This is a genomic window from Pseudoalteromonas sp. GW168-MNA-CIBAN-0100 (assembly GCF_040309225.1).
In the GTDB taxonomy this organism is placed as follows: Bacteria; Pseudomonadota; Gammaproteobacteria; order Enterobacterales; family Alteromonadaceae; genus Pseudoalteromonas; species Pseudoalteromonas arctica.
Genome location: NZ_JBEOOL010000319.1, coordinates 1 through 324 on the forward strand (window position 1 = coordinate 1; position 324 = coordinate 324).

At 41.7% G+C, this 324-nt stretch carries 1 protein-coding gene; it reads right to left on the reverse strand.

What is annotated here, in order from left to right; all coding sequences use genetic code 11:
- A partial coding sequence (locus AAEY62_RS21295) for a hypothetical protein (RefSeq protein WP_350636361.1) occupies positions 1–324 on the reverse strand: 324 nt, incomplete at both ends.

Sequence of the window (324 nt, forward strand, 5' to 3'; positions counted from 1 at the left end):
TTCAAGCCCTTTGAAGTTAATTAGCGCTTGCAACACCGCGCTGGTTGCTTGTACTTCACTGTAACCAAAGCCCGCATGATTACTAATTACTTGCACTAAATTATGATCGGCTGGGCTAAGTAAATGTCGGTATTGAGCATTGTCAAGATCATAAATATTTACTTTACGGCCTTTAGTCCATTCGCCTTTGCTGTTGTGTTTTTGCACTTTGGCTTGAATAAGTGGCAGGTCTAAATGGGTAAGGTCTAGCTGCCAAACTAGGCGCTCATTTTGCGTTGGAGTATCTATTTTACTTACTTCATTTAACCAACGCTGCCATTGTGG